Below are 22,522 nucleotides of genomic sequence, written 5' to 3' on the forward strand. Positions count from 1 at the left end.
GAAGAGGTTGATGAAAAGTTGACATTAACAGTGAAAGAAGCTTCTATTTTTGACCACACGGGAAACAAGATTTTGACGGAAGACCGTGAGATTGCAGTGATTGCTAAAATGGAAGACCCTAAGATTGCTATTTTGGGTAACGTCGTCAGTGACGCCGAATGTGACGAACTGATTCGTCTATCTCAAAACCGGATGAACCGATCAAAAATCGGATCACGTCATGAAGTAAGTGACATTCGGACAAGCAGCAGCACATTTCTACCGGAAGATGATATCACGACCCGTATTGAAAAGCGATTGGCGAAAATTATGAATGTACCTGTAGAACATGGAGAGGGACTTCATATTCTTAATTATAAACCAGGCCAAGAATATAAAGCCCACTACGACTATTTCAAGTCGAAGGTTCAAGCAAAAAACAACCCAAGGATCAGCACACTTGTGCTTTACTTGAACGACGTCGAAGAGGGTGGGGAAACATACTTCCCACACTTGAATTTATCGGTTTCGCCTCAAAAAGGGATGGGCGTCTACTTTGAATATTTTTATTCTGATCCAGAGCTCAATGAACGGACCTTGCACGGTGGATCCCCAGTCCAGGTCGGGGAAAAATGGGCAGCGACGATGTGGGTGCGGAGAAAGCAGTATAGGTAAGGGAAGCAGCGATTGATTTTTTACGTACTGAAATGATTGTTAAATAAACCAAACACCCAAAAACGGACATAGAACTTTCCGTTTTTGGGTGTTTTTCTTATGACAGAAAAGGGAATCCATTCAATCACCATTATTTCATTCTGGTGTTTTCAACGATCTTATTCGCTCTTTTAAACGCTTGTTGGAATTTCACTTCTTGAGCTTTCGTTAATGTACTTCTTTGTTCCTTGGAAACTTGGGCTTTCGATTTCATTCCTGTTCCCTCCTTTGCCTGTCATTAGTATCATTATGAACGGTTTGGGAGAAGGTTATTCTATAGCACTACGGTCTTTTCGTCTTTGATAAACGAATGTGCTGATAACAAAGATGCCAAGGATAACAACGCTTCTTTGATTCAAAAAAGAGATGAGCTGAAGCATTGCCGTAATCGGTTTGTTTATAAAGTGAGAGGCAGCTGCCTTCCATCCGTACAGTCTTAACCTCAAGTAGGTCCGCTTGTGACAGTCTTTGGAAGGGTATACAATATACATTGGTTATTCGTAGGAAAGTGAGTGATGACGATGGATAGAATTGGTGTGTTAACAAGTGGAGCAGATGCTCCTGGAATGAACGCAGCTATACGGTCAGTCGTAAGATCGGGCATCTATTACGGCGTCGAAATGGTTGGGATTAAGTATGGTTTCCAAGGTTTGTTGAATGAAACGTGGGAGAAGATGGATGCATCGTCCGTTGGCTCTATTATTCAACGTGGAGGGACGGTTCTGCAATCCTACACATGTGAAGAAATTTATACTGAAGCAGGCCAGGAGAAAGTCATTGAAAACTTGAACAAAGCAGGAATCGATTCCTTAGTGGTGATTGGCGGAAAGGAAGCCCTGTCCATCGCTGCTAAGCTGGAAAAGAAGCGTTTTCCGTGCATCGGCATTCCGGCTACGATTGATAATGATATTCCGGGCGTGACGGAGGCCATCGGCTTTGATACAGGATTGAATACAATTATAGATTATATTGATCGCATTCGTGACACAGCGTCTTCCCATGAGAAATCTTCTATTATTGAAGTGATGGGAAAGGATACAGGAAACCTGGCATTATGGTCCGGGCTTGCGGGTGGCGCAGAGAATATATTGATCCCTGAGAAGAAAGAGGACATCCATGCCATGATCGAACAGATAAAAAATGGTCCTTCTCGAGACAAAAGGTACAGGATCATCGTCATCGCTGAGGGTAGTGGTATCAGTGGAATCGATCTCAACTCGAGATTGAAGGAAGAAGCAGGGATTGAATCTCGTGTCACGGTATTAGGTCATACCCAGCGAGGGGGAGCTCCCACGGCAAGAGACCGTGTGCTGGCTAGTCGATTAGGCGCACATGCGGTTGATTTGTTGCTAAAACAGGAATCAGGCAAAGTTGTAGGATGGAAGGACCTGACCCTTGTGAGCTATGCATTCGAAGATGTTTTTTCTCAATCGCCTCGGGTTGATGAAGGCATGTATGAATTGTCTGAAAGGCTTTCTATATAGAGCAGAAGGCAGGCAAGCGTTACAGCGCTTGCCTTTTCTTTTGATCAATGGGAAGTGGAATGGAACACCTCAATGTTCTATACATGTTACGATACCCTTAAGAATTCTTAGGAGGAACGCGCAATGACGAGAAGGCTGTACTATGAAGATGTTTATACGATGGATTTTGATTCCACTGTGACCAGATTAGATGAAGATGAACGTGGGTACTTTGTGGTACTGGGAGAAACAGCGTTTTACCCAACGGGCGGAGGTCAGCCCCACGATGTAGGGACATTGAATGGTATTGAAGTGTTTGATGTCGAAGAAGTGGACAACGAAGTCCGTCATTACATAAAAGAAGAACTGTCCACAGAAGGAAAGGTACACGGGAAAGTGAATCAGGAGCGACGGTTTGACCACATGCAGCAGCATTTGGGACAGCACATCATTTCTGCTGTCTTCGATGATCAGTTCAAAATTCCGACCACAAGCTTTCATTTAGGAAAAGATACAGTGACCATTGATTTGGATACAAAAAAGCTATCCGACGACATGCTGGAAAAAGTGGAAGACCAGGTAAACAGAATCATTCGTTCCAATTACCCTGTTGAAACGAAGTGGATGTCGGTTACGGAAGCGAGAGAGTATCCACTTCGCAAACCGCTCACCGTTCAAGGGGACGTGCGTCTTGTTGTCATTCCGGAAGTTGATTACAACGGCTGTGGAGGGACGCACCCTCAAGCGACAGCGGAAATCATGGCTGCCAAATTTTTGGGGTGGACAAAAAACAAGAACCAGGTGCGCTTAGAATTCGTTTGTGGGAACCGGGTCTTGCAGAAGCTTGGAGAGAAACATCAGGTGCTGACTGAAATGAAGCGGATCGTTCCGAAGCCGGAACAGCATCTTGTTGACGAGGTTGGTGAGATGATCACGGCGAGTAAGGAAAAAGACAAGAAAATCGCCGATCTGGAGGAGCAGCTTCTGAATTTCGAAGCACGCGACATCCTCTCAGCTTCCAAGGGGGAGACGCTCATCCAGCGCGTGTTTGAAGGTCGTCCGATCAAAACGCTCCAGTCTCTAGGTAAAGCCATCACCGAAGAAACTCCGAAGGCTTATGTAGTTCTGATTAGTGAACAGGAAGAACAACTGCAGTTTGTTCTTGCTCGGGGAGCGGACATCGACCGTAATATGAACGAGGTAGCTAAACAAGCGATGCCTCTCATTGAAGGAAAAGGAGGGGGAAAACCGAATTTCGTTCAAGGAGGAGGAAAAAGGCTGATGGATGGTCAAGCTTTTGCTGACCAAGTGAATCGCTTTTTGTGATCTTTTCCAATCCAAAGTTCCATGTGAAATCATCTTTTTCGTGCAGGTGATCACTTTTTGGTCGGTCTTATGTTAGGTAGTTTCATTGGATAATCGCTTATTTTTTCAAGTACATCAATCGTATGTGAACGCCACCCCTCTTTCATTCGCTTAGAACTTTTCCAGTTCGGTTAGACTAACGTGTAGTGGAACATGTTATGATTAGGACTTGAAAGTTTTTCTGAAATTGCTATAGTGTGAAGGCTATAGTTTGGAGGTTTATATATGGATAACAATGATATACTTATTCGGTTAAGGTACGCCCTTGATATCAAAGATCAAGATATGATCGATATATTTAAGCTTGGCGGAGTAGATCTTACGAAAGAAGAAGTTCAAAAGGTCCTCACAAAGTCAGAGGATAGTTATGATGCTGAAGATGATGAGGTTTACGAAGATGAAGATCACATCAAATGCACCAACAGCATGCTTGAGTCCTTTTTGAATGGTTTCATTACGTTTAAACGGGGACCCCAGCCTTCTAAGCCTGGACAACCGAATAAACCAGATCGGTCCATCAAAAATTATTCCAGTGTGAATAATGTCATGCTGAAAAAAGTGAAAATCGCCCTGAAACTGACGAACGAGGATGTCATTGACATCTTGGACGCAGCGGACGTGAAAATCACGAAGGGTGAATTAAGTGGCTTATTAAGAAAAGAAGGACACAAAAATTATCGACAGTTCGGTGATCAATATGCCAGAAATTTCTTGAAGGGCTTAACAATCAAATATCGTGGGTAATCAAAGAGGTCAAACCTATCATAGGTTTGACCTCTTTTGTCTTCGTGGTTCTTCTTTCCTTCAAAATCAATGGGATGTTTTTCATAGAGGACCCTAACAGAAAATCTGTGAAACATAGGAATGTAAATGAAATCAGTTGAACAAAAAACAGAATCTAGAGTAAGCTGAAATGAGAGAAAAAGCTTTTACTACCTGAGTCGACCTTTAGACATAGAGACAGGGGAGAGTAAAAGAGAAACGATGTGTTGAGGAGATTTTTTATGAAGCAAATGGGAAGAGTGTTACTTATTATAATCGGAAGTATATCCCTTGTCTTAGGCGTACTAGGAATCGTACTTCCACTCGTTCCGACGACCCCTTTTTTACTTCTAACAGGAGCTTGTTATGTGCGGAGTTCGGATCGTTTATATAACTGGCTTATGTCGAACAAATGGTTCGGTTCCTATATTAAAAATTATAAAGCTGGGCGGGGGGTCCCGGTACGGGCGAAGGTGTCGCTGCTTATTATGATCTGGTTTTCCTTTTTGTTTTCAGCTTTTTATATCACATCACATCCTTTGCTGAGAGCGGGTTTCATCTTTGGTGGAGTCTTCTTCACCGTCCTCATTCTTAGAACGAAAACCTATCGAGAAGAAAATGGATAGTCATAGAAAAAGGATCCTCATTACTAAAAGTAGTGAGGATCCTTTTTGTTATTTTTTATATTGATCAATGGTTTGCTGCAACTTACGGGCGACAGTCTCTAGAGAACCGTTCAACTCCCGGTCGGTGAACGTCACGTTTGCACGGCTTTCATCCATTTCCAATGCTTCCGCAAACAATCCTCCAAGCCCGCGCGCACGGCGGTCGACTTCAAGCATGACATCGATGCGGTCTTCATGTAGGAAAAAGATGGCTTCCAGCTCATCTAAATAAGAACGGTATTCTCCACCCGGAGCAAATTCAAATTCCTGAACGTATCCGTAGCGTTTGGAGTATTCCATTTCTACTTTCCTTATGTGAAAACCTAAATGGCCTTCTAAGGCTTGCAGAACTGTGTCAATGTAAGGATGAGGGGCGATTTTTATCGGATCGCGATCCTCTGGGTCCAAGGCCATCGGGATATCGAGACCGGTTTCGAACCAAATGGGAAGTCTCCCGTGAGAAGCGGGGACGTGATAAGGAATCTGGATAGAGAAAGGAATCTCTTTCGTTTCGCCTTCCTTGATGGTCTCTTGATCTGCGATCGGATATTTCTGCAAAGCCACTTTTTCTTTCACTTTTTTGTCATCCACTTCGCGAATCGCTTCGGTCATGAGGAAAATATGGATGGAGTCGATGGATTGTTCAACGTCTCCACCTTGGATAACCACTTTACCGTGGACCGTTTCACCTGGGATGAATTGATCTTTTTCTAACTGTGTATCTACTTTAGCAGCACCCACGCCAACACTTGCTAATAATTTTTTGAACATACGGATCTCCTCCTTCTCATAATTGTACGATTAAATAAAACGAAAAGGTTCAACTTTTTAACGAAAATTTTTATGCCACGGCTTAAGCAGTTCAAGTGATTGGTCATGGTATAGTTTTTGTTTTCTGTTTCTCTACCTCCTCTAAAGTGCTGGGCGTTTCTCTTTCTTTCCATTGGGGTAACAGTTAAGGTAGGAATAAGAACCAATCTTTGAAAGGGCGAAGAAAGGATGAAAATAATGAAGGTACTCGTTGTAGGCGCAAATGGTCAAGTGGGGAAACATCTCGTCAAGTTTATTCAAGAAACGGATGGTCTGGAAGCCAAAGCGATGATTCGCAAAGAAGAACAAGCTTCCTACTTTAAAGAACTCGGGGCGGAAACGGTCCTGGTCGACCTTGAGGATGATACCAACACAATAGCCGAAGCTTATGCCGGTGTGGATGCGGTTGTATTTACAGCTGGATCAGGACCGAACACAGGAGCTGATAAGACGGCTCTGATTGATCTGGATGGAGCTGTGAAAACGATTGAAGCAGCCAAGCAAAAAGGCGTGGATCGCTATGTTATGATCAGTTCGTTTGATACGACACGCGAAGCGATTCAAGGGGCTCCTTCATCCTTCGCTCCCTATGTCGTAGCGAAACACTATGCGGATGATTGGCTGAGAAGAACGGATTTGAAATACACCATCATTCACCCTGGCTTGCTTACCAATGATGATGGAAGCGGACAAGTCGAGGCTGCTGAAAAAGTAGAAAGAGGAGAAATCCCTCGAGAAGATGTGGCACGAGTCATCTTATCGACCTTGGAGAATGAATCAACCATTGGAAAAGAATTTCAAGTCGTTGGGGGCACCCAATCAGTTAAAGATGCTATCGAATCTCTTTGATCATTCGAATATATAGAAAGCAACCTGTTTCAAGCAGGTTGCTTTTTTATGGTCTCAGAAACGATCTTTTACTCAAGCGCAAAGGTTAATGATGGAATGTGTCTGTACATGGTTGAGGAAAGGGGAGAAGGGTAAGGTAAAGAAGACGAGTTTTATAGCGTATCAGTGGCGTTTTTACTTTTCTCGCACTGAAATTTGAAAGGGGTGAGGGGATGACTTCCGTAATTGAAACGGATGTGCTGATTATTGGAGCAGGGCCGGCTGGGCTGATGGCCGCCAATGAATTACAAAAACGAGACATGGATTTTGTGTGTTTAGAGAAGCGATCCAATCCTTCAGAGCTTTCGAAAGCGCTCGGGATCCAGGCGAGGACGCTTGAAATGTTTGAACTCTTGGGTGTGCATCAGGAATTTTTGAAAAAAGGCTATCCAGGTCCTGGTTCCAAGCTGCACCTCGGAGGGGAGAATCCTTCTGTAGTGGAACTCTATCATATTGATAGTCAATATCCATATCTACTGATTATTCCTCAGAGTGAGACCGAGAGTATATTAGAAGACCACCTTTCCTCTTTAGGGGGGAGTGTCGACAGGGAGCACGAAGTAGTGGAAGTGATGGAAACGGACGAAGGTGTGTACGTGACAGCGAAACATCAAGGAGAAATAAAGAGATACCTGGCTCGATACCTTCTCGCTTGTGACGGAGCACATAGTAAGGTTCGCCAGGATTTGAATGTTCCTTTTGAGGGGGAAGATGAAGGCTACACGTTTTTCCTTGGGGACGTTGATGTACCTGCCCTGAATGAAATTTATATTAACATGCATTTGAATGACCGTGGAGCTGTGGCGTTTTTTCCATATAAAGATGGCAGTTACCGTGTTGTAGGGATGGATCGCGCTAAGCAGGGGCTTCCTCATGAAGATGAATTGCCTTTAGAGGATTTGCAGGAGAGTTTAAATACGATTTTGTCAGAGCCTTACCAAGTAGAGAATCCTAAATGGCTCTCTTATTTCGGGACCGCCCATCGGCAGGTGCCGAACTACAGGGAAGGGAATGTTTTTTTCGTCGGTGATGCAGCGCATATTCATAATCCGATTGGCGGTCAGGGAATGAATCTCGGCCTCCAGGATGCGGCAAATATCGTCTGGAAGCTGGATGCCGTGCTTAACGGTCATGCGGATGATTCTTTTCTCGACAGTTATCACCACGAACGTGCCCCTATAGGCTTGGATGTACTGAAAGAAACCTCGCGCATGCTTAAAATCATTGAACTTCAAGGAGCGCAAGGGAAGATAAGGAACTGGACGGGAAAGGCCGCATTGACGCAGGACTGGGTACAAAAGAAAATTGCGAATCACCTTTCCCATATTTACAACCAATATGAAGAGACGTCCAAGAATAAGTCCCTGCAAGACTCTACTCTTTCAAAAGAAGCAGTAAAGGCAGGAGAACGGGTACCTGATCATCTATTATTCTTCGATGGGTCCAACGATCGGAGTGTTTACCCATTACTTCGAAAATATGGATATGTCTGCTTCATATATATCGATGCAGAGGATGAAGGATTAATAGACGAAGCGTATGCTTTTTCAAAAAAGGTTGATGAAACGTATGCAGGCCTTATCAAGATCTTTCTCGTTGCTAAAGGAGGGACGGTAAGAACGGATGGTAATGAGCTCCCTATTATTTACGACGTGCACCGACATTTGGGCAATAAGCTTGGCATGAAGAAAGGCCATACTCTTCTCATCCGTCCAGATGGACATATAGCCTTTCATGATTCATCTTCCGAGTCTCGAAAAACCCTGGAAAAAGTGAAGAGTTTCTTCAGTTAAGAGTAGATAACATGCCGTCTGCCCCACACAGGCGGTTTTTAAATCTTCCATAAAAGAAGAGTTGATAAGAACTTATTAGGAAATCCCGCCAACATCTTATAATTGTCGGTGGGATTTTTTGTCTGTTATTTAACTTCTATGTAACGGTTATGACATCTTTTTAAATGAGTTTAACAGTTTAATGATAATAGTATATTTTTATTAATTGTGTGTTATGATGAGTTTCGTCGTCATTTACGACAGTTTAAAAAAATGCTAGTATATGAGACTTGATGATGGAAAGACTGATGAAGAATTGGATACAGGTTAAATCAACGGAGGTTTTATCATGCTTTCAACAATTAAAATGAAAATGAATGACCCCGCGTTTAAGAAGAAATTCACGATCTATGCTGCAGTGATGGCGATTTTCTGGGCGAAGATGTACTTCATTCAAGGTGGTATCTTTACCCTTGATATTGAAAACGCCAATGAAGCGGCGATCTTAGCTTTCAACCCATTGAGCAGTATTTTCCTCTTATTCGGAGTGGGGATCTTGCTGGCAGGCCGTAGAGGGATGCTTGTCACGTATATATTGGGATCCGTCCTATTATATGTGAACGTTTTGTTCTACAGAGAATATAGTGACTTTTTGACAATCCCGATGCTAGGTCAAGCTGCAAACTTGGCTGGTATGGGTGGTAGTATTACGAAAATATTATCTGTGACGGACATTTTCTTGTTCGTGGACGTATTGATCGCAGCGTTTCTACTATTCTATTTAAAACCGGAACGCTTTCAAAGCTTCATGCCTAAACGAAAAGAAGGCCTGATTTTGGCTGTGCTCGCCATTCCTTTGTTCCTCGTGAACCTAGGTTGGGCGACAACGGAGCGTACCGAACTATTGGAACGTGCTTTTGACCGTAACATGCTCGTGAAATATATCGGTGTCCTCAACTTTCACGCCTATGATATCGTCTTGCAAGGTCAGACGGAGGCGAAGAAGACGTTCGCCGATAGTAACGAACTTTCACCAGTTTTGAACTATATTAATGAACAAAAATCAGAACCGAATCGTGAGATGACAGGTGTGGCAGAAGGGAAAAACGTCATTGCCTTGTCTCTTGAAAGTACGCAGACCTTTGTTGTCGATAATACGGTAAACGGGAAAGAGTTAACCCCGTATTTCAATGACTTGAAAGAGGAAGGGGCTTATTTCAGCAACTTCTACCACCAGGTCAAACAAGGGCGTACATCCGACTCTGAGTTCTTGCTTGATAATTCATTGTATGGACTGAACCGCGGAGCAGCCTTCTTTACTCATTCAGGAAACGAATATCAAGCGACTCCTGAAGTGCTGGGTGAAGAAGGATACTTCTCCTCAACGATGCACGCCAATGATGAAACATTCTGGAACCGTAACGTGATGTATGACTCTCTTGGTTATGATGAGTACTACTCGAAGAAAGATTACAATGTGACGGAAGAGAAATCGTATGGCTGGGGTTACCTGGATGAGTACTTCTTCAGTGACTCTTTAGACAAAATGGAACAGATGGAGCAGCCGTTCTATAACAAAATGATCACGCTGACGAACCACCATCCGTTTACATTGCCAGAGGATAAGAAATTCATCGAAGAAGGAAATACGTCCAGTGAAACCTTGAACCGTTATTTCCAGACGATCCGCTATCAGGACGAAGCATTGAAACAGTTCGTCGAGGAATTCAAAAAGTCTGAAATTTATGATGATACGATTCTCGTCATTTATGGAGACCACTTTGGTATTTCCGAAAACCATCAACAAGCGATGGGAGAGTATCTGGATAAAGACATCAACGATTACGAACAGTTCCAATTACAGCGTGTCCCAATGCTGATCCTAGGAGAGGGCATTGACCCACAAGAAAACGACACCGTGGGTGGACAGGTTGACTTACGTCCGACGCTCATGAACCTTCTCGGCGTCAAAGATGAAAACCCTGTCCAATTCGGCCAGGATCTCTTCAGCGAGGATCGTCGCGAAATGATGATCACACGTGATGGAAACTTCGCAAGTGAAGAACATGTTGGAGTAAATGGAAACTGTTATGACAGAGAGACAGGAGAACCAGTTGAAGGAGAGGCATGTGTACCCGGATTCAAGCAGGCAGAAGAAGAACTAGCCTTATCCGATTCCGTTGTGTACGGAGACCTGCTTCGCTACCTTGATGATATCGAAATGATAGAAGAAAAAGACTCTTCAAAAGAGAAATAGACAACCAGCTTACAGAGAAACCTTCAGTTTCTCTGTAAGCTTTTTTATTTAAAACTACCCTTCATTCTCTTACATAATAGTTCCTGATTGTGGAGGAATTAGTTTCGAGACATTTGTAGGCGTTTAGGGGCTCCGGCTCACCGTTCGCTTTCCATGGGGCGGGCGGTGAGCCTCCTCAGGCCACGCCTTCCGTGGACTCACCTGTCCCACACGTCCCATAGGAGTCTCCCTGTTTCCCTCCGCCCCTTGACCATAAGAGGATCTCGAAACTAATTCCAGGATAAGCTGCTTTACCAATGTGGAGTGGAGGATGTTAACTCCATGGATACTATTCTGGTTACGAAGCGTGGTATAGAGATCATTATACCTGCAACACCAATGTAGTAGAGGAAACTCTTCCCTCTTAAGGAGACATGTGTATCGAGCTTTTACTTCCTGAATACCCGAGGAGGAGGAGCGGTTAATATTCTCTAATTTATTCAATCATACAAGCTGATTTTTCCAGAAGTGATTTCGAGAGTCTCCCATGGTAAAGGGGCGGAGGGGAATGGGGAGACTCCTGCGGGAAAAAAGTGCAGGGTGAGACCCCACAGGACGCAGTCCGAGGAGGCTCACCGCACTCCCGCGGAAAGCGAGTCATTCCCCGCAGCCCATCCACTCAGAAAACATCTCGAAATCAAGTCTTCAACAATGCTGCCAGTTTGTTGAATAACGCTAGACAAAGAAGAAGGAGTGGAGGATTATTCAGCGAATATGTATAACGTAGAAACAATATTCGTTTGACCAAAATCTATGAAAAAGCAGGTGGGAATGATGGGTAGAGTCGTGCATTTTGAAATTCATGTCGATGACATGGAACGAGCAAAGAAATTTTATGGTGACGTTTTCGGATGGACATTCGAAGACTGGAGCGAGTATGCCGGGATGCCTTATTTCGGGGCGGTAACAGGCAGCGAAGATGAACCGGGAATCAACGGTGCTCTCATGCAGCGAAAAAGTGCTCCGCCAGAATTGAAGCAGGCGCTGAATGCCTTTGCCTGTACACTTGGAGTGGAAAACTACGATGCGATTGAAACCAAAATTCTGGACCAGGGGGGCAAAGTCGCTTTACCTAAATATGCCCTTCCTGGGATGGCTTGGCAGGGATATTACCTGGATACAGAAGGGAATATCTTTGGAATTCATCAACCGGATGAAAATGCGAAATAACAAACAAAGAACCCTTGTTCAAAGGGTTCTTTTTATGTATTTCCTCCTCAATCACTGTTGTGTAATATCTTTTTCCATCACAATGTTTGTCGTCTTGTAGGAGAGGTTTTCGTATAATTTTCTTGCGGCTTTGTTATGACCAAATACATGAAGGCCGATCTTTTGCACCCCGATTTTTCTGGCTTCTCCTTCTGCCAGAGTCATCGCTTTCTTCCCATGTCCCTGCCCTTGATGCTCATCTACAATACGAATGTCATAGATGAAGGCTTTATCTGAGGACTGCTTACATATCCATAATGTTCCTATCGTTTCATTATTTTCACTGAGAATCGTATAAAGAAAATGATCGGTTGTAAGTCTCCCATCAGGAAGAAGTTCTTCAAAAGTCTTTTTGGAATTTTCAAGAGCTTCTTCTTCTTTCCAATTACCAGCAGACACTTTTTCCTTTGCGAAGTTAGATATGGAAAAGTCCATGTATTCTTGAAATTCTTCTTCGCTCATCTTTCGTAACGTTGTCATATCCGTTCCCTCCTTATTCAATGTTCTCTTCTCATACGGATGGGAATAGGATAGGTTTCATTCTAATAGGGGGGATCGAGTTGGGGAATGATGTAAAAAACGATAGATGTGTAAAGTGTTTAGGGGGTTAGGTGAAGAGGACTTTCTGAAGAAAGAGAAGCAAGAAAGTATGAATAGTAGATGAGCCTCGATGTTAACGCATTTGGAGGTCTTATTTTTTGAAGAGAACGCACGACTGGAATGTTCAGGGTGAGTCCTAAGATAAACATGAAAAAAGCTGCCAACATCCCATGTAGCGGATGTTGGCAGCTTTTGATTTATTGACTCAATCCTTCTTTGATTGTGTTGATATTAGATTCCATCATGGAAATGTACGTATCGCCTTCTTCACCTGGTTCAGCTAAAGAATCAGTGAAAACGTCGCCCATGATTGGAACGCCGGTTTCCTCTGAAACAGCCTCCATGCTGCGCGCATCGATACTTGTCTCTAGGAACAATCCTGTGATTTGTTTTTCATTGATAATATCTACAATTCTCGTGATCTGTTCTGGTGTTCCTTGGTTTTCCTGGTTAATCTCCCAGATGTATTCTGCTTGGAAGCCGTAAGCGTCACTAAAGTATTTGAACGCACCTTCACTTGTTACAAGTACACGTTCTTCTTCAGGGATTTCATTGAATTGCTCCACCGCTTTGTCGTGCAGGGCTTGCAGCTCGGCAATGTACTCTTCAGCATTCTCTTCGTAAATCTCTTTGTTTTCAGGATCAGCTTCGATGAGTCCATCTCTTGCATTCTCCGCATACTTAATTCCATTGCGGACATCCAGCCATGCGTGAGGGTCTTCTTCGCCTTCATTTCCTTCTGACGTCAAGTACATCGCTTCTACACCTTCACTCATAAGGAAAACGGGTGCATCTTCGCCACCTTTTCCTGCAGTTTCCATCAATTTGCTGAACCAGGAGTTCCCTGCTTCAAGGTTCAAACCGTTGTAGAAAACAGCATCCGCGTCAGTCGTCTTCTTTACATCTTCCGGAAGCGGGTCGTACTCGTGAGGGTTGGATCCGATCGGTGCTAAGCTGTGGATTTCCACTTGATCTCCACCGACATTTTTCACGATATCATACACAATTGAGTACGTAGTCACAACTTGTACTTTATCCCCATCTTCTTCTGTGTTTCCATTCGCTTCTTCGCCACCGCAGGCGGCTAAAATAAGCAAAGTAAATAGCGTTGCTCCTAATAAAATGAACTTTTTCTTAAGCATAATAGTTCCTCCTCAAATATATTTAAAAATATTATATCTACACAAGTGATGCTTTTTTCTTTTTAACTTTCAACATTCTCCACAGCCACCCATGTTTAGGCGAGAACAGGAAGACCAGTACAAAGATCGCTGTTGCTGCCATGACGATTGTCGCTCCTGAAGCCAGGTTGTAGGTGAAGCTGAAATAAAGACCAATGATCGATGAAAGAACACCTATACCAGAAGCAAGGAAGATCATGATCCATAAGCGATCGGTCAAAAGGTAGGCGGCCGCTGCTGGTGTAATCAACATCGCAACAACGAGGACAATCCCTACGGTTTGTAAGGAAGCTACCGTACCCATGGTAAGCAGGGTCATCAAGAAATAATGAATCAATCGTACAGGCAGTCCGTAAGCCGCTCCCATCGTTTCATCGAAGGAAGTGACCAGTAGTTCTTTGTAGAAAAGGTACACCGCTGCCAAGATGACGATCCCGATCCCAAGCGTAATCCACATGTCCGAAGCTCTAACAGCGAGGACATTCCCGAACAGGATATGATAGAGGTCCGTGCTGCTCTTCAACATCGTTATGATAATAATTCCTGCTGCGAAGGCTGCAGTGAACATGATACCGATGGAAGTGTCATGTTTGATCCGGCTGTTCTGAGTGACGAATCCGATCGCAATCGCTGTGAGGACACCACTGAACACTGCTCCAAAGAAGAAATTGATACCTAGCATATATGAAATGGCTACACCAGGTAAGACCGCATGGGATATCGCATCCCCCATGAGGGCCATTCCTCTTAATATGATGAAACAGCCGATAACACCACAAATGATTCCCACCATGATGGACGTTAATAATGCTTTTTGTAAAAATCCGTATTGCATAATTGCTTCAATAAAAGCCATGACTTACACTCCTATCTCTTTCATGAAAGCAAACTGTCCTTGGTAGGCTTTTTCGATGATTTCTGTTTGGAAGACTTCCTGAACGGATCCGAAACCGATGAGCTCTTTGTTCAACAGTATCAATTGATTGAAATAATCATTGGCTTTACTCAAGTCATGGTGGACAACAATGACTGTCTTGCCTTGCCAGCATAACTCTTTCAATATCCGTACAATCGTTTCTTCACTCGATGCGTCCACCCCGACGAACGGTTCATCGAGAAAGAACAATTCTGCTTTTTGTGCAAGCGCCCGGGCTAAGAAAACCCGTTGCTGCTGCCCGCCCGATAGTTCACCAATTTGCCTCTTGCTGAAGTCTTCCATGCCGACGCGGCGTAGACATTCCATAGCCCATTCTCTGTCTTTCTTTTTAGGTCGTTTGAATAATTTCAGTTTCGGATAGGTACCGATCAGCACAGCATCAAGGACGGTGATCGGGAAATCCCAATCGATATTATTCCGCTGAGGCACATAGGCAATTTTCTTTCTCACTTCTTTCACCGATTTTCCAAGAAGTTCGATTTCCCCTTTATCCCGGGGGATGAGTTGCAGCATGGCTTTCAATAAGGTGGATTTGCCGGCACCGTTTGGCCCGATGATTCCGACAAGATTACCAGGGCTGACTGTTAAGCTGACATCTTTGACCGCTTCGTTTCCATAGTAAGAAACATGAAGGTCTTTTATGGATAAGGCTGCTTTCGCCATTTTCTCTCCTCCTTTGACATGAATATCATCATCCTCTTCTTATAGGGTTTAGATATATTCATAGTTTTGTCGTATTATCACAAAAATTTGTGGTATTCATTTAATTTTCCTTTGTGCAACTTTTTGGGTAAAAAAAGGAACCCCTTTACTATATGGGCGTTTGTTGAAAAAGTTGCTAGAAATTGATGTGTGGTTAAAAAGTTTCCTTAGTGCAAAATATATAGGTGTACACAAAATAAGTCAACCATATTTCAAAAAAAATATAGAAAATTTACAAACAAGGTACACCCCGTGTGGAATGTACCTTGTCAACGAATCAGCGGATTCGTTGGATTATTGGCCGCTGTTCACTTTCTTTTCAGCGATGTAATCTTCTAATCGTTCTTTTTGGGCAATCAGATCTTCAATGCTCAATTCATTATGATTGTGGGAAGGGGCTTGGGCTAAAGGGTTCAAATTTTGTGCGGCTGGGTTTTGGATCAGCTGGGAAAGCTGCCCTTGATTTTGTTCATAAAGGCGATATCCTACAGCTCCTACTACTGTTCCTGAAACAAATCCCATCATGAAATCTTTGTTTACTACCATCGTATAAAACCTCCTGAAATAATTTTTTTATAGAAGCATTTTTTTCTTACTCGCATCATTTAATAGTTCTAATACGTTGACCGCCCATGTCACCATGGCCACCTGGAGGATGTTACCAGCACCGATGGAGAGCATGCTCACAATACCTGTGATGACGTCAGGGTGTCTAAATTTGTTTTCTCCGTGTGAAAGGACGGTATAAGCGGTCGATATGACGACCGCATAATCAAGCAAGCCGGGGACTCTTCCTGGCTTATTATTCAAATAGGCAATCAGGATGAGAAATCCTGTGACCAGGCTGCGCAGGAAGTCTTTACGCTGTGCAGGGGCGATGTTGACCATAATATTGTCCAACGGATCAAAACGCGTTTGTTTGAAAAACAAACTAATGAACCGCAGGATGACTTTTCGATTAATCAACTCTTTCACATACGTAATGGTCATCGACTGAATGGTCGGCTCAATTCTTACCGAATCGATTCCTTTGATGGACGTGAACATATCCTGGATCTGATTGTAATCCTGCTTGTCGTATAAGGCAGGGATGATCAAGCGGAGTCGACCAGGTATGTCATGGACGATGGAGAAGGTTGCCTGCATGTTACTCGCTCCTTATTCACCAGTATTCGGGTACTGTTCAGGACGACTGCGATCGTTGCTGAGTTGTGTATAGCCGCGCCGATCGTTGGAGTAATCCAACCAAAAAGACCGAAAAGAATCGCTGCACTATTGACGGCTATCGTGATGACAAAGTTTTGACGAATCATAGACATGGTAGACTTAGAAAGCTGAATAACATCTGAGAGAATGATAGGGTCATCCGACGTAATGACAAGATCGCTCGCTTCAACAGCGATGTCCGTACGCTTGCCTCCCATACTCACGCCCACATCAGCTAAGGCGAGGGCAGGGGCATCGTTGATTCCGTCTCCCACCATCAGGACTTGACGGCCCTGTGATTTGTATTGTTTTACAAAGGCCGCTTTTTCGTGAGGGAGGACTTCGGAATGGAATTGGTCCAGTCTGAGTTCATGGTAGACTTCTTCAGCCACTTCGCGTTTGTCGCCGGTGATCATGACGATTTCATCGACGCCGAACCTTCTCAGCTGATTGACCGTCCTTTTCATTCCTTCCCGTAACGCATCTTCAATTACAATAGCCGCCGCCATTTTCTTATCGATTGCAACGAATATCGTATTTTTTTCTTTGATCGACTTGTTTAGGAAAGTCAGACTGTTCGTGTCCACCTCATGGCTGACAAGCAAGGATTGATTCCCGATCAAGACTTCTTTGTCGTTGACAGAAGCTTTCACTCCATGGCCAACGATGTTTTCAATGCTGTCATGGTCATGTTCGTAAGCGGTTAAATTCAAATTTGCCGCTTTTGTAAGTATAGCTTCGGCAATCGGGTGGGAAGAATGTTCTTCAGCGGAAGCGGCATATCTTAAAATCTCATGTTCTGTAAATCCGTTGTATGGAGCAATCTTTACTATTTCAGGTTTTCCTTCCGTGATGGTGCCCGTCTTATCAAGAATGGCTGTATCAATGGAGGAAAGCTTCTGCAGGTATTCCCCGCCCTTGATGAGAGCCCCGTTGCGAGCCGCTTTTCCTATGGAAGCAGATATAGCGGTAGCCGTCGCTAACTTGATTCCACACACATAGTCAATGACCAGCATATTCAAGACACGGTCCCAGCTTCGTGTTATTGCAAACGTAAGCAAGGCAAGAAAGAAGGAGACCGGTACGAGTCGTTCCGACATTTCATCCGCATAGGACTGGATGGGTGCTTTCGAATCCTGAGCTTCCTCAATCATCTGTAAAATCCGGGCCACGGCTGTTTCGTCTCCGACTTGAGAGACTTCAATCCTTATGTTTCCTGACTGAACAATGGTGCCGGCAAAAACGGTTTGGCCACTGGAAACATCCTGAGGCATATATTCTCCGGTGATCGCTGATTGATCAATACTTGCCCAGCCGCTGACGACCTTCCCATCAGCTGAGATCTTTTCTCCTTCAAATACCGCGATGTGATCCCCGATACTCACTTCTTCAATGGACACTTTTTTCTCGTCCCCATAGGCATCCACTTTCCAGACAAATGGAGTATCGACGTTCATCATTTCTCTTACATAATTCTTTGTCCTGTGAGCCGTGTAATCGGTAATGAATTCGCTCAAGGTCGACATGAAGAGGATGACGATGGCGGACTTCGGATTCCCTTTTAGAATGGAGGCTAGAATGGCTGTCGTGCTGAGTGTGTCTGCGTTTGGACGGCGGCCTGCGGTTACCGGTCTTAATCCATTGACGATCATGGATTTGCATGCGAAGAGACTGGCAAGGGAGGCGGGGGAGAGCAATTTCATCAAACCCGTAAATCTCATAGTGGGAATGAAGAAATCGAGCAGCAAGGCGAGACTACTTGCGGTTAGTTCTTTGTTGTATGGATGGCTCCTCCTTGGAGGTGATGAAGAGTTCCTCCCGTGAAGAATCGTCTTCGCGTTCAGTTCCTGGTCATGATGAAGAACCACTGAACCAGATTCTTGAGTATAGATAGCCGAGTGGACGCCGGGAAGGCCTCGGTAAGAGGCTTCGACTTTCTCCTGTGTCAGACCTTTGGGGATTTTCAGTCTTGTTCTGCCGGGGATTGCATGAACAATGGCTCCTCCGTTCACGATCTTCCATCACCATCCTTCTTGATGAGTGTGTAAGCCCAGTACAAAAGACTGGTGGCAAAAGTGGGGTTTGCTCCGAATCCGGTTGCTCCTTTGTAAAGCAACCAGAGGATGAGCAAAGATTCGGCATCCGTCTTGCCGCCGGTCTGTTTTTTGACTAGATCGTCAAAGGAATCGACGCCTTTTCTCAAGGAATTTTTCACCTTGGATTCTATGTAAGGATACGTAGAAATAGAAGTGTCCACAGCTAATTGGACAAGGGCGTCGAATTGTTCTGATGTCAGATGATCGGTTGTGAATTCCAAAAGTAAGCTTCCCGTGATTCCTGATGCTTCCACTCGTTTCACCAACGGGACTTGTGCCATTTGCCGTTCTAACGCATGGGCAATCTTTTCTTCCTTCCAATGATTGCTCTGCAGTCGGACACGACCTGGCATGGCATGCAGCACCTGCACTTTTTGGTCTTTCAATCGCTTCATAAGGCCTGGGATCGCAAAAGATGCACCTAAACCGATCAAAGACTGCATCATGATCCTGACACTTCTCTCGTGATCACATCATTATGAACCCGCTGGACAATTTCAAACCATTGTTCGATTTGTTTTTCATCCACATCCGGGGTTGAGTCATATTCAACTAAGACGGTTCCTGTTTCCGGGGTGTGTTTGACCGAGTGGATCTTTGGCTCTAATTCCAGTAAAGGAACAAGTCGTGAGACAATTTTGGAATTGCCTTCCCAATAGGGGGAAGAAATGCGCACTCTTCCAGGGATGAAGTGCATGATTTTTATACGGTAGGCGGCTAACATCTTTTCTAATCGTTTCAAAAAGATCATTTGTTTGACTTTTGTGAGCATGGCAGACTCCTTTTTACAAAAAATTATCAGAAAAGTGCTTGTGAGGTTAATGTTAGATAATAGGGAATATTATTACAAGTGAATAAGGTCCTGTCGTATAGGACTAGACAGGGACAAGAAGGGGGTGGCTTCGACATAGGATGAGAAGGAACTACAAGATTCTACTCATCTTTGTGATTCTAATGACCTAGATAAGGAGCATGTGAACCCTGAGAATTAATCCTACATAATGAGGAGACAGAGATTAAGCTGGAGGTAACAAAAGATATGCCTAAAAGGCCTGGGGTTTTCCGTCTCCAACCACTGATAAAAATCCAAATCTTACTCTAAGTAAGACAATCCTTTATTGATGAAGTGATTGATCATGACAGCCATTTCTCTTGGTGACTGATTCATATCTTTATCAATCCAGTCTTTGATGACATGAATGGCTCCGCTAATGACAAAGGAACTCAGATACTGAGATTCTTGCTTGTTTCCTACGTGCTCGTCCATCCAGTTATTCATCATGAATCCTTGGGTTAAGTCCATCATCCGTTTTTCAAAAGTCGGAGCCGCCTCTTTATTCAACAAGGTCTGAAACATGAGTTTGTTTTCTTCGACGTACTCTAAGATCTTTTCGGTCATCTGAATGGATTCTTCTTCATGTTCATAACTGTAGCTGTGCAAGTAGCGGTTCATGTCATCGGTGATGTCTTCTTCGATTTTGCTTAGCAGATTGTAGTGATCGGAGAAGTGGGTGTAAAAGGTCGAACGGTTGATGTCGGCGAGTCTGCAGATTTCTTTTACAGTCACCTCTGATATGGGCTTTTCAGCAAGCAGGGTAATTAGGCTTTCTTTTAGTACTTTTCGTGTGTACTTTTTTCTACGATCGAGTTTTTCGCTCATGACCAAGGCTCCTTTTTGTTACATTTCTATGACAATCCAACACAAAATAAAGTTGTGTTGGGGAACTGACGATATTTAAAAAACTGTTTGTTGAGTATCCAACACGGTGTTTATAAAATAATAGAATGTATGAATGTCATTTGCAAGAGGGGTGAAGCCTTATTGGCTGGGCATCAAAAATAGTTCAATGGAAGAAAAGCATTGTCATCCTATTTATGATTTTAACCATTTTCAGTACGGTGGCACAGTTTGGCGTGTCGGTCAATTACAACATGGTCGATTACTTACCGGAAAACTCCCCCTCCATTCAGTCCGTGGAGTTGATGGAAGAAGAGTTTGATGAACCGGTGGAAAATGCCAGGGTCATGATTCAAGACGTTTCCATTACTGAGGCTTTAAGCTATAAAGAGGACCTCGAGGTGATCCGTGGTGTTACAAACGTGATGTGGCTCGATGATGTCATCGACCTTAAAGTACCAATCGAAATGGCAGATTCAACCACTGTTGAAACGTACTATCAGGAAAAGTCGGCGCTTTACTCCGTGTCGATAGAAGAAGGGTACGAAGGAGAAGCGACTGATGCCATCTATGATTTGATCGGCGAAAAAAATGCGGTTGCAGGCGAAGCTGTCAACACGGCGACGTCCCAGAAGATGGCAGGCAGTGAGTCGATGTATGCGGGGGCTTTGCTCGTTCCAATTATCATTCTGACCTTGATTTTGTCCACGACATCGTGGATGGAACCGGTCTTTTTTTTAATTGCCATTGGTGTGTCCGTCCTGATCAATTTAGGGACGAACATTTTTATCGGGGAAGTGTCTTTTGTCACTCAATCCGTCGCACCCATTTTACAGCTCGCTGTGTCGCTTGACTACGCGATTTTTCTGCTGCACAGCTTTTCGGATTATCGCAAAGAGGTATCTGACCCAAAAGAAGCGATGCTGCTTGCGATGAGAAGGTCGTTTCCGGCGATTGTCGCCAGTGCGTCGACGACTTTCTTCGGGTTTACAGCGCTTACGTTCATGGATTTTGGTATTGGGGCCGACTTAGGGCTCAACCTGCTTAAAGGCATTTTGTTAAGTTTCATCAGTGTTATGGTTTTCCTGCCGGCATTGACGTTGATGTTTTATCACTGGATCGATCGCACCCAGCACCGTCCGTTTGTGCCTGATTTCAAAGGGATGGGCAAACGGGTATTGAAATTCCGTGTGCCTAGTTTGATATTCGTCATTTTGATCATCGTACCTGCTTTCTTAGCGCAAAGTGAAACTTCGTTTATTTATGGAACCGGAGAACATCCTCAACATACACGAGCAGGTCAAGATGCATCAGCGATTCAGGAGGAGTTCGGAAAGAACATGCCGATGGTTCTGCTCGTACCTGAAGGGGACCGGGCCAAGGAGGAGGAGCTTGTGCAGGAGTTGGAAAGCCTCCCCCTTGTTGCAACTGTCATCTCCTACGTCAACGTGGTCAGCCCGACCATCCCTCCTGCTTATTTGGATGAGTCGATTACGGAATCGTTTTATTCGGAGAACTATGCTCGAATCACTCTTTACACGGAAACAGATGCCGAAGGGGAAGAAGCATTTGCTTTAGTAAAGACAATTAAGGACACCGCCGACAGCTATTATCAGGAAACGCACATGCTTGGAGAGAGTGTTACTTTGTATGATATGAAAAACATTGTTCAGGACGATAACCGACTCGTCAATATTTTGACAATCGTGACGGTGGCACTCGTACTGTTGCTCACGTTCCGGTCGATTTCTATCCCAGTCGTCCTGCTGATAACGATCCAAGCTTCGGTATGGATCAACTTATCGTTTCCGTACTTTATGGATACGTCCCTTGTTTATGTGGGGTATCTCTTGATCAGTACCATTCAGTTAGCGGCAACCGTTGACTACGCGATTTTGTTTACGGAAAACTACAATCACTTAAGAAAAGAAATGCCTGCGATGAAGGCGATCAAGAGGACGATAGATGATAAGGTCTTTGCGATCTTCGTATCCGCGGCCATTTTATCGAGTGTCGGGTTCATATTATGGATCACATCCTCAAACCCGATTGTATCTTCCATCGGGTTGCTGTTAGGCCGGGGAGCACTGCTTGCTTTTCTTATGGTGGTGTTCGTGCTTCCGGCCCTGCTCGTCATCTTCGATTCAGTCATTCAAAGAACGACCTGGAAAGCAAGTTTTTATAAGGAGGAGAAGTGAG

Annotated in this window: 22 protein-coding genes; 10 read left to right on the forward strand and 12 right to left on the reverse strand. The window is 44.1% G+C overall.

What is annotated here, in order from left to right; all coding sequences use genetic code 11:
* Positions 1 to 18: 18 nt before the first annotated feature.
* A complete protein-coding gene (locus ACXACN_RS17700) occupies positions 19 to 654 on the forward strand; it encodes a 2OG-Fe(II) oxygenase (RefSeq protein ID WP_474966189.1) in 636 nt (211 codons plus the stop codon).
* Between the two features lie 130 nt (positions 655 to 784).
* Here the strand turns inward: ACXACN_RS17700 and ACXACN_RS17705 are convergent, their stop codons facing one another.
* Entirely contained in the window at positions 785 to 907 is a 123-nt protein-coding gene (locus ACXACN_RS17705; protein ID WP_474966191.1) for a YfhE family protein, read from the reverse strand.
* Positions 908 to 1,214: 307 nt separating this feature from the next.
* Between ACXACN_RS17705 and ACXACN_RS17710 the strand changes: the two genes are divergently transcribed.
* The 4 genes from ACXACN_RS17710 (at position 1,215) to ACXACN_RS17725 (ending at position 4,909) form a co-directional block, all read left to right on the forward strand.
* A complete protein-coding gene (locus ACXACN_RS17710; protein WP_474966908.1) occupies positions 1,215 to 2,177 on the forward strand; it encodes an ATP-dependent 6-phosphofructokinase in 963 nt (320 codons plus the stop codon).
* Positions 2,178 to 2,300: 123 nt separating this feature from the next.
* The gene (locus tag ACXACN_RS17715) at positions 2,301 to 3,482 is read left to right on the forward strand and encodes an alanyl-tRNA editing protein (RefSeq protein WP_474966192.1); all 1,182 of its coding nucleotides are present in this window, start codon (positions 2,301 to 2,303) and stop codon (positions 3,480 to 3,482) included.
* 264 nt (positions 3,483 to 3,746) lie between these two features.
* Complete coding sequence (locus tag ACXACN_RS17720) at positions 3,747 to 4,265, forward strand: YehS family protein (protein ID WP_474966194.1); 519 nt, start codon at positions 3,747 to 3,749, stop codon at positions 4,263 to 4,265.
* 260 nt (positions 4,266 to 4,525) lie between these two features.
* Complete coding sequence (locus ACXACN_RS17725) at positions 4,526 to 4,909, forward strand: YbaN family protein (protein ID WP_474966195.1); 384 nt, start codon at positions 4,526 to 4,528, stop codon at positions 4,907 to 4,909.
* Between the two features lie 48 nt (positions 4,910 to 4,957).
* Here ACXACN_RS17725 and ACXACN_RS17730 read toward each other — a convergent pair whose 3' ends face one another.
* Positions 4,958 to 5,719, reverse strand: a complete 762-nt coding sequence (locus ACXACN_RS17730) for a sporulation protein (RefSeq protein ID WP_474966196.1) — start codon at positions 5,717 to 5,719, stop codon at positions 4,958 to 4,960.
* Between the two features lie 237 nt (positions 5,720 to 5,956).
* Between ACXACN_RS17730 and ACXACN_RS17735 the strand changes: the two genes are divergently transcribed.
* The 4 genes from ACXACN_RS17735 to ACXACN_RS17750 all read left to right on the forward strand — a co-directional run bounded on the left by ACXACN_RS17735 (position 5,957) and on the right by ACXACN_RS17750 (position 11,884).
* Entirely contained in the window at positions 5,957 to 6,607 is a 651-nt protein-coding gene (locus ACXACN_RS17735; RefSeq protein WP_474966910.1) for an SDR family oxidoreductase, read from the forward strand.
* A 212-nt stretch (positions 6,608 to 6,819) separates the two neighbouring features.
* Positions 6,820 to 8,439 carry an FAD-dependent monooxygenase gene (locus ACXACN_RS17740; RefSeq protein WP_474966198.1) on the forward strand — a complete coding sequence of 540 codons (1,620 nt, stop codon included), beginning with the start codon at positions 6,820 to 6,822 and terminating at the stop codon, positions 8,437 to 8,439.
* A gap of 328 nt (positions 8,440 to 8,767) precedes the next feature.
* Positions 8,768 to 10,675, forward strand: coding sequence for an LTA synthase family protein (locus ACXACN_RS17745; protein WP_474966199.1), 1,908 nt, complete (start codon positions 8,768 to 8,770; stop codon positions 10,673 to 10,675).
* A gap of 813 nt (positions 10,676 to 11,488) precedes the next feature.
* Positions 11,489 to 11,884, forward strand: a complete 396-nt coding sequence (locus ACXACN_RS17750; protein WP_474966201.1) for a VOC family protein — start codon at positions 11,489 to 11,491, stop codon at positions 11,882 to 11,884.
* Positions 11,885 to 11,935: 51 nt separating this feature from the next.
* On the opposite strand, the gene ACXACN_RS17755 is transcribed toward ACXACN_RS17750, so the two are convergent.
* From ACXACN_RS17755 to ACXACN_RS17800, 10 genes are all read right to left on the reverse strand, one after another.
* Positions 11,936 to 12,403: a GNAT family N-acetyltransferase gene (locus tag ACXACN_RS17755; RefSeq protein WP_474966202.1), complete on the reverse strand. Its 468-nt coding sequence runs from the start codon at positions 12,401 to 12,403 to the stop codon at positions 11,936 to 11,938.
* Positions 12,404 to 12,720: 317 nt separating this feature from the next.
* Complete coding sequence (locus ACXACN_RS17760) at positions 12,721 to 13,665, reverse strand: metal ABC transporter substrate-binding protein (RefSeq protein ID WP_474966204.1); 945 nt, start codon at positions 13,663 to 13,665, stop codon at positions 12,721 to 12,723.
* A 37-nt stretch (positions 13,666 to 13,702) separates the two neighbouring features.
* Positions 13,703 to 14,560 (reverse strand): metal ABC transporter permease, encoded by an 858-nt coding sequence (locus tag ACXACN_RS17765; protein WP_474966205.1) that lies wholly within the window; start codon positions 14,558 to 14,560, stop codon positions 13,703 to 13,705.
* Positions 14,561 to 14,563: 3 nt separating this feature from the next.
* Positions 14,564 to 15,304, reverse strand: coding sequence for a metal ABC transporter ATP-binding protein (locus ACXACN_RS17770; RefSeq protein WP_474966207.1), 741 nt, complete (start codon positions 15,302 to 15,304; stop codon positions 14,564 to 14,566).
* A 333-nt stretch (positions 15,305 to 15,637) separates the two neighbouring features.
* The gene (locus ACXACN_RS17775; protein WP_474966209.1) at positions 15,638 to 15,889 is read right to left on the reverse strand and encodes a hypothetical protein; all 252 of its coding nucleotides are present in this window, start codon (positions 15,887 to 15,889) and stop codon (positions 15,638 to 15,640) included.
* A 27-nt stretch (positions 15,890 to 15,916) separates the two neighbouring features.
* Entirely contained in the window at positions 15,917 to 16,489 is a 573-nt protein-coding gene (locus ACXACN_RS17780; RefSeq protein ID WP_474966211.1) for an HMA2 domain-containing protein, read from the reverse strand.
* The gene (locus ACXACN_RS17785; RefSeq protein ID WP_474966212.1) at positions 16,438 to 18,561 is read right to left on the reverse strand and encodes a heavy metal translocating P-type ATPase; all 2,124 of its coding nucleotides are present in this window, start codon (positions 18,559 to 18,561) and stop codon (positions 16,438 to 16,440) included. The genes ACXACN_RS17780 and ACXACN_RS17785 overlap by 52 nt, the downstream gene beginning before the upstream one ends.
* On the reverse strand, positions 18,558 to 19,091 hold the full coding sequence (locus tag ACXACN_RS17790) for an HMA2 domain-containing protein (RefSeq protein ID WP_474966214.1): 534 nt from the start codon (positions 19,089 to 19,091) through the stop codon (positions 18,558 to 18,560). Before ACXACN_RS17790 ends, ACXACN_RS17785 begins: the two co-directional genes overlap by 4 nt.
* Complete coding sequence (locus ACXACN_RS17795; RefSeq protein ID WP_474966215.1) at positions 19,088 to 19,417, reverse strand: HMA2 domain-containing protein; 330 nt, start codon at positions 19,415 to 19,417, stop codon at positions 19,088 to 19,090. Before ACXACN_RS17795 ends, ACXACN_RS17790 begins: the two co-directional genes overlap by 4 nt.
* A 321-nt stretch (positions 19,418 to 19,738) precedes the next feature.
* On the reverse strand, positions 19,739 to 20,305 hold the full coding sequence (locus ACXACN_RS17800) for a TetR/AcrR family transcriptional regulator (RefSeq protein ID WP_474966216.1): 567 nt from the start codon (positions 20,303 to 20,305) through the stop codon (positions 19,739 to 19,741).
* 215 nt (positions 20,306 to 20,520) lie between these two features.
* Here ACXACN_RS17800 and ACXACN_RS17805 point away from each other — a divergent pair, with 215 nt between their 5' ends.
* On the forward strand, positions 20,521 to 22,521 hold the full coding sequence (locus ACXACN_RS17805) for an efflux RND transporter permease subunit (RefSeq protein WP_474966217.1): 2,001 nt from the start codon (positions 20,521 to 20,523) through the stop codon (positions 22,519 to 22,521).
* Position 22,522: the final 1 nt, after the last annotated feature.

This window comes from Halobacillus sp. AWM4_238 (assembly GCF_056158265.1).

Coding starts and splice junctions, on each gene's coding strand:
- ACXACN_RS17765 (WP_474966205.1), bottom strand. CDS start 14,560: ATGGCTTTTATTGAAGCAATTATGCAATACGGATTTTTACAAAAAGCA.
- ACXACN_RS17795 (WP_474966215.1), bottom strand. CDS start 19,417: ATGCTCACAAAAGTCAAACAAATGATCTTTTTGAAACGATTAGAAAAG.
- ACXACN_RS17745 (WP_474966199.1), top strand. CDS start 8,768: ATGCTTTCAACAATTAAAATGAAAATGAATGACCCCGCGTTTAAGAAG.
- ACXACN_RS17730 (WP_474966196.1), bottom strand. CDS start 5,719: ATGTTCAAAAAATTATTAGCAAGTGTTGGCGTGGGTGCTGCTAAAGTA.
- ACXACN_RS17770 (WP_474966207.1), bottom strand. CDS start 15,304: ATGGCGAAAGCAGCCTTATCCATAAAAGACCTTCATGTTTCTTACTAT.
- ACXACN_RS17720 (WP_474966194.1), top strand. CDS start 3,747: ATGGATAACAATGATATACTTATTCGGTTAAGGTACGCCCTTGATATC.
- ACXACN_RS17800 (WP_474966216.1), bottom strand. CDS start 20,305: ATGAGCGAAAAACTCGATCGTAGAAAAAAGTACACACGAAAAGTACTA.
- ACXACN_RS17750 (WP_474966201.1), top strand. CDS start 11,489: ATGGGTAGAGTCGTGCATTTTGAAATTCATGTCGATGACATGGAACGA.
- ACXACN_RS17735 (WP_474966910.1), top strand. CDS start 5,957: ATGAAGGTACTCGTTGTAGGCGCAAATGGTCAAGTGGGGAAACATCTC.
- ACXACN_RS17780 (WP_474966211.1), bottom strand. CDS start 16,489: ATGCAGGCAACCTTCTCCATCGTCCATGACATACCTGGTCGACTCCGC.
- ACXACN_RS17805 (WP_474966217.1), top strand. CDS start 20,521: ATGATTTTAACCATTTTCAGTACGGTGGCACAGTTTGGCGTGTCGGTC.
- ACXACN_RS17760 (WP_474966204.1), bottom strand. CDS start 13,665: ATGCTTAAGAAAAAGTTCATTTTATTAGGAGCAACGCTATTTACTTTG.
- ACXACN_RS17775 (WP_474966209.1), bottom strand. CDS start 15,889: ATGGTAGTAAACAAAGATTTCATGATGGGATTTGTTTCAGGAACAGTA.
- ACXACN_RS17710 (WP_474966908.1), top strand. CDS start 1,215: ATGGATAGAATTGGTGTGTTAACAAGTGGAGCAGATGCTCCTGGAATG.
- ACXACN_RS17740 (WP_474966198.1), top strand. CDS start 6,820: ATGACTTCCGTAATTGAAACGGATGTGCTGATTATTGGAGCAGGGCCG.
- ACXACN_RS17725 (WP_474966195.1), top strand. CDS start 4,526: ATGAAGCAAATGGGAAGAGTGTTACTTATTATAATCGGAAGTATATCC.
- ACXACN_RS17755 (WP_474966202.1), bottom strand. CDS start 12,403: ATGACAACGTTACGAAAGATGAGCGAAGAAGAATTTCAAGAATACATG.
- ACXACN_RS17790 (WP_474966214.1), bottom strand. CDS start 19,091: ATGATGCAGTCTTTGATCGGTTTAGGTGCATCTTTTGCGATCCCAGGC.
- ACXACN_RS17715 (WP_474966192.1), top strand. CDS start 2,301: ATGACGAGAAGGCTGTACTATGAAGATGTTTATACGATGGATTTTGAT.
- ACXACN_RS17705 (WP_474966191.1), bottom strand. CDS start 907: ATGAAATCGAAAGCCCAAGTTTCCAAGGAACAAAGAAGTACATTAACG.